The sequence below is a fragment of the Veillonella sp. CAG:933 genome (assembly GCF_000431435.1).
Taxonomy (GTDB): Bacteria; Bacillota; Negativicutes; order Veillonellales; family Veillonellaceae; genus Veillonella_A.
The window spans coordinates 1-5,793 of the sequence record NZ_HF986193.1 but is presented as its reverse complement, the minus strand read 5'-3'; the positions used below and the strand labels follow the sequence as shown (position 1 = coordinate 5,793).

8 protein-coding genes are annotated in these 5,793 nt (G+C 44.5%); all 8 read right to left on the bottom strand.

Annotated elements, in window-relative coordinates; genetic code table 11:
- Positions 1-76: 76 nt before the first annotated feature.
- The gene (locus QZL64_RS05940) at positions 77-682 is read right to left on the bottom strand and encodes a class I SAM-dependent methyltransferase (RefSeq protein WP_021841089.1); all 606 of its coding nucleotides are present in this window, start codon (positions 680-682) and stop codon (positions 77-79) included.
- A 24-nt stretch (positions 683-706) separates the two neighbouring features.
- Positions 707-1,696 carry a bile acid:sodium symporter family protein gene (locus QZL64_RS05935; protein ID WP_021841088.1) on the bottom strand — a complete coding sequence of 330 codons (990 nt, stop codon included), beginning with the start codon at positions 1,694-1,696 and terminating at the stop codon, positions 707-709.
- A 13-nt stretch (positions 1,697-1,709) separates the two neighbouring features.
- Complete coding sequence (gene panC, locus QZL64_RS05930) at positions 1,710-2,567, bottom strand: pantoate--beta-alanine ligase (RefSeq protein ID WP_021841087.1); 858 nt, start codon at positions 2,565-2,567, stop codon at positions 1,710-1,712.
- A 57-nt stretch (positions 2,568-2,624) separates the two neighbouring features.
- On the bottom strand, positions 2,625-3,017 hold the full coding sequence (gene panD, locus QZL64_RS05925; RefSeq protein ID WP_021841086.1) for an aspartate 1-decarboxylase: 393 nt from the start codon (positions 3,015-3,017) through the stop codon (positions 2,625-2,627).
- A gap of 257 nt (positions 3,018-3,274) precedes the next feature.
- On the bottom strand, positions 3,275-3,799 hold the full coding sequence (locus QZL64_RS05920; RefSeq protein ID WP_021841085.1) for a GNAT family N-acetyltransferase: 525 nt from the start codon (positions 3,797-3,799) through the stop codon (positions 3,275-3,277).
- A complete protein-coding gene (locus QZL64_RS05915) occupies positions 3,796-4,554 on the bottom strand; it encodes an amino acid ABC transporter ATP-binding protein (RefSeq protein WP_021841084.1) in 759 nt (252 codons plus the stop codon). The genes QZL64_RS05920 and QZL64_RS05915 overlap by 4 nt, the downstream gene beginning before the upstream one ends.
- Before the next feature lie 63 nt (positions 4,555-4,617).
- On the bottom strand, positions 4,618-5,298 hold the full coding sequence (locus QZL64_RS05910) for an amino acid ABC transporter permease (protein ID WP_021841083.1): 681 nt from the start codon (positions 5,296-5,298) through the stop codon (positions 4,618-4,620).
- Positions 5,299-5,303: 5 nt separating this feature from the next.
- Positions 5,304-5,732 carry an amino acid ABC transporter permease gene (locus QZL64_RS05905; RefSeq protein WP_156704966.1) on the bottom strand — a complete coding sequence of 143 codons (429 nt, stop codon included), beginning with the start codon at positions 5,730-5,732 and terminating at the stop codon, positions 5,304-5,306.
- Positions 5,733-5,793: the final 61 nt, after the last annotated feature.

Genomic DNA, 5,793 nt, shown 5'->3' with positions numbered 1-5,793 from the left:
CTTTAGCGCCCCAAAATTTGACAAAGAGCCATAAAAAGACCTAAAACCCTTATAAAACGGCTTTAGGTCATATGTTTTATCCAAAAATTTTTTCATCGACAGTAAGTACGAGGATTTTTTCGCGCCTATCCGTACCGTCAAATAAATCACGACAGTCGATGATATCCTCAACAGTCAGATTTACATGATTGAGTAAAAACGCTTCCGTTTCTTCGTACGGATAGTAAAAGAAGAAGCGCAAACGCCGCGGTTCTTGATAAACAGAATCGAATATATTAGCCAATACCCGCTTCAAGGTATGTAACGCAAAGGGATTGAATAAAAAGCAGCAATCCACTTCCTTCGGCACTTTGAACGCTACCGCATCACCGTGAATAAATTCGACGCGCTTACCGGCCACGGCCGTCTTCTGATTATCCAGCGACCGTTCCCATAACCGCTCGTCAAATTCCACGCCGATACAACGGCAACGAGTTTCATGAGCTAGAAACAGACTGACCCGCCCTTTACCGCTGCCATAGTCGATTAGCGTACTCCGTTTACCGATATAGCCCGTACTGATTAAACGTTCCAGCACCGCATAAGGAGTGGGCTCGTACGGACGATGTTCACCGTCGAACTGACTGTCATCGCGACCGGCCGTCTTAATATTCAGCAACCGTTCCCAAGCTTGCTCATCCATACGTCTACTCCTTTACAACTTATCTTATTCGGCACTTTTTACCACATTAGAACTTACCAAAGTCTCCGTGCCGTCGTGTTTTTGACGAATAGAGGCAAAGATAGTCCCCGAAATATTATGCCATACACTGAAGATGGCCCCCGGCAAGGTAGCCAGCGGATTCATGGCAAAGTGAAGCGTGGCGAGCGACACGGCGAGGCCGCTGTTTTGCATGCCCACCTCAATGGTAATAGCCGTTTCCTTAGGATAGGAAACACGCAACACTTTAGCTGCCGTAAGCCCGAGGCACATGCCGATAAGATTATGCAAAATCACAACCGCCAATACGACGAGGCCGGCTGTAAAAATCTTCGTTACATTCACCGAAATAATCCCGGCAATAATCATAACGATGGCGATGGATAACACCAACGGCATCGTAGCCAACAAGGCTTCCAATTTTTTGCCAAAGAAATGATGAATGGCAATGCCCACCAACACCGGAATTAATACAACTTTAACTACGGACATAACCATGGCGAGGAAAGATACTTCCACCCAGGTACCGCCCAGCGAATAAATCAAAAACGGCGTCAATAACGGTGCCAACAAGGTTGACGCAATGGTCATGCCCACGGATAGGGCCACATCACCTTTGGCAATGTAGGTAATCACATTGCTGGCCGTACCGCCGGGGCAGCAGCCTACGAGAATCACACCGATGGCAATATCCGTCGGCAGATTAAGGACCTTACAAAGCACATAGGCCGTTAACGGCATAATCGTATATTGCAACAATACGCCACCCAAAATCACTTCTTTAGGATTGGCAAGAACCATTTTAAAATCATTGGCCCGAATAGAGAGCCCCATACCGAACATGGCGACACCCAAAAAGACCGACGTATAACTTACGGTCCAACTAAACATGGAAGGCGTCACACACGCCCAAATAGTAAACGCAATGATAATCACACCGATATACTTAGTCACAAAGCCGGTCAGGCTTTTTAACGTCGAAAGCAACGGTTTCATAGAATCACCCGCCTTATTTAGCAGCACTGTCAGCCGGATTAAAACTGAAATTATCAATCAAGCGTGTTTTACCGATATAAACAGCCATGGCCACCAAGACCGGACGATCGATAACATCCACATCTTCCATGGTCAAGGCGTCTACCGCTTTAATATATTCAATCTTCGCCATTGGTTCAGCCGCCACGATATCTGTAATGGCCTGTACCAATTCAGCTGCCGGCATCCCTTCTTTAATATGTTCCTTGCCATAAAAAATCCCGCGGGACAAGCAAAGCGCCGACTGCCGTTCTTCCGCCGACAAATAGGTGTTACGCGAAGATTTGGCAAGGCCGTCTGCTTCACGTACGATTGGACAACCCACAATTTCAACAGGGCTGTTCAAATCTTCTACCATCTTACAGATAATCGCCAACTGCTGGGCATCTTTTTCGCCGAAATAAGCTTTATCCGGCGTCACAATGTTAAATAACTTCGTCACTACCGTACAAACGCCGTGGAAATGAATTGGACGGAATAGACCGCATAAATGCTCATTCATATCTTTTACAACAACGGATACTTTCGCATCGGTATACATTTCCTTCGGATCCGGTCGAAACATCAAATCGGCCCCCATTTCTTCACATAAAGCCGCATCACGGGCTTCATCACGCGGATAGGATTCTAAGTCTTCATTCGGGCCGAACTGCGTAGGATTAACGAATGTGGATACAACCACATGATCATCTTCTTCGGCAGCACGCTTAATCAGCGACGCATGACCTTCATGCAAAAAGCCCATCGTTGGTACCAAACCTACTGTTTCACCGGCACGACGCCATGCTTTAACGGCATCACGCACTTCTTTAATCGTATTTACTGTTTTCATATATTTTACGTCCTTTCACAAGTTGTTTGTAAAGATAGCTCTGCTCTGACAGCACAATTACTTCATATCGGCTAACAAACCATGTTTTTCGTAATTTGTTACCCTCACAATGGCATTCTTTTCATCCACAAACACTACGGACGGTTTATGAGTTTTAACTTCTTCGTCGTTTAATTGTCCATAGGCCATAATAATCACTACATCGCCGGGACAAGCGCAACGAGCGGCGGCGCCGTTCAAACAAATCACACCACTGCTAGCTTCGCCGCTAATGGTGTACGTCTGAAAACGTTCCCCGTTATTTACATTTACAATATCTACCTTTTGGTATTCCAAAATACCGGCAGCTTCGAGCAACTCCGTATCTACTGTAATACTGCCTACATAATCTAAAGCGGCTTGCGTCACCGTGGCGCGGTGAATTTTACCCGCTAATACTTCACGTATCATTCGTTTCTCCTTTACTATAGGCCTCCCACTTTGAGGCAATAAAAAACGGCGTTCGCGGAGATTTCTCCATCGAACACCGAAAATAGACAAACTGAGCCCTTCCCGTATTAGACATCGCCACGTGCGTGCGCTTGCCCATACTTAAAGCGGCTGTTTATTCTTACATGAAGCATTGTGTGTCAGATAGAGTATAGTTTCCACAGAATACTATCTCCCACTGCAGTATACCATAAATTTTAGCTAACACCTAGTCTTCCTTAACATATTTTCTTTTCAAAATAAATTGTTTGATGGCTTAGCCCAGGCAATTGAGTCACCTTCGTAATAGTGAAACCAAGGCTCAAATACATATCTTTTAGCCAAGGATGCGTATCAGCGGTGCCCAATGTAACGAAGGGTGCTTTCAGTTGATCCCGTAAAATCACCGTTTCTATCCATTGAAGCATCTGTTTGGCATAGCCTTGCTTTTTAAAACGAGGGGACGTTACAAAGTGGCCAATATGAGGAAATTCACGCGGTCCTGGCTTTGGCCCCCAAGGCATGCGCAAGGTAATGGAACTAGCCAATTGACCATCCACAAAAAGACCATACGTAGGATGGGTTTCTACCCAAGCAGTTGCGTCCGCTTCCGTCATATGACTAGCTGAAAAATCCACACCATAGTCTAAATTGCTAGCATAGCCTTCGTGAAGGACTTCATAATAGGCTGGCCCATCCGCTTTAGTAAGTTGCCGATAGGTAATCTCCTTTTGAGCCTTTTGAGCATTTTGCAATTGACTCATATTACATAATCCTCCCACTGCCCTAAATAGCGATTTAAGAATTGTCGTGTCCAATCTTCTCGTGGATTGCTAATCACTTCTTTAGCGGTGCCTTGTTCCACAATAACGCCTTGCTCCATAAAAATAACTTGGTCAGCTACTTCTTTGGCAAAGGCAATTTCATGAGTCACTACAATCATGGTAACATGCATTTCACGGGCAATATTCTTAATAGCCCCTAATACTTCGCCCACTAATTCAGGTTCTAAGGCACTCGTTGGTTCGTCAAATAAAATGACCGCTGGGTCCATCGCAATGGCACGAGCAATCCCCACGCGCTGTTGTTGACCCCCCGATAGTTGCACGGGATAATACGCTTCAAACCCTTTCATGCCTACCGCTTCTAAGCACTGTTCCGCTTTGGCACGAGCTTCTGACTGTTTCATCTGCTTAACGGTCACAAGCCCTTCCATAACATTTTCAAGCGCTGTCATATTAGAAAACAGATTATACATCTGAAATACCATAGATGTATGACGGCGAATATTTAATATTTCCTTCTTTGAGGCCTTGTGCAAATCTACCGTTATATCATTTAAGGTCATCTGACCAGCATCAGCTTTTTCTAAAAAGTTAAGCGTCCGTAAAAACGTTGTTTTACCGCTCCCCGACGGACCTAAAATAACGGTCACTGAACCAGTCGGCACCGTCATATCGATACCTTTTAAAATTTCACGGTCCCCAAAGGATTTTCTTACATTTTGTATCTCTATCATAGAATCCTCTAATCTCAATTAACTACACAGCATTGCCGCGCTTATATTTACTCATCATATGTTCTAGTCGTTCAAAGATAAATTCAAAACTATACCTAGGCTCCAATAAATGAGCGCTACCACGATATACGCTTCAAAATACGCCGAATTATCTTCTACATACAGCTTGGCGGACCCTAATAATTCCACTACCGTAATCACAAAGACGATACTAGTACTTTTCATAGTATTTAAAAACTGATTGGCAAACAAAGGCAAGGCAAATACAGCCGCCTGTGGTAATACGACCCGGCGAGAAGCTTGTGCCCAAGTCATGCCAATAGCTAACGCTGCTTCCACCTGGCCCTTAGGCACAGATTGATTAGCCGCGCGGAAAATTTCACTCAAATAAGCCCCTGTATGTAAGGTTAAGCCCACAACAGCAACTAGCGAAACCGGTACTTTTTCATAGGGCACATGCACGCCGGTTTGATCTTCTAAGGCTAAGAACAAAATGGGCAAGCCGTAATAGACTAAATATAAAAGCACCATGTTTGGCAAGCTACGACAAACGATGACAAACACATCAGCCAACTGGCTAAGCACGGGAATGCGATTAAGCTGTGCTACCGAACTAATAAGACCTAGCAAAATACCAAACCCAACGCTAGCAAAAGTAAGCCACAAGGTTACTTTTACATAGCCTAGGACATACCAAAAAGTCCCGCTTATATATTGAAAACTAATTATACTGGTTGATTCCATGTGCCTCACCCCTTACTTGCTACGGTGCGTGCTGCTGTATGGCGCCCTACTCGTTCACTAATGGAGTAACGACGCTCTAAGAACCGCCCAATTAACGAAATAATCAATACTAACATACCATAAATAATGGCTACGTCCACAAAGAGTTCTAAACTTCGCTGTGAGTTAGCACCCATCAAATCAGCGCGGCGCATAATGTCTACTACGCCTACGTTGAAAATTAACGAAGTCCCTTTCATCATGCCGATAACACTGTTGATGAGCGGCGGAATCGCCATGGTAAACGCCTGCGGTAAAATAACCCGACGATAGCTTTGAAAGCTCGTCATTCCCAAGCTCATAGCCGCTTCTTTTTCACCTTGTGCCACTGCCTGAATGCTACTACGCAAAATTTCAGAACTATACGCCCCTATATGTAACGTAAATACAACGATAACAAATGGTTAATTGTAAACTGAAATTAAACATATAAAAAATCCATAGTGAATACCGATT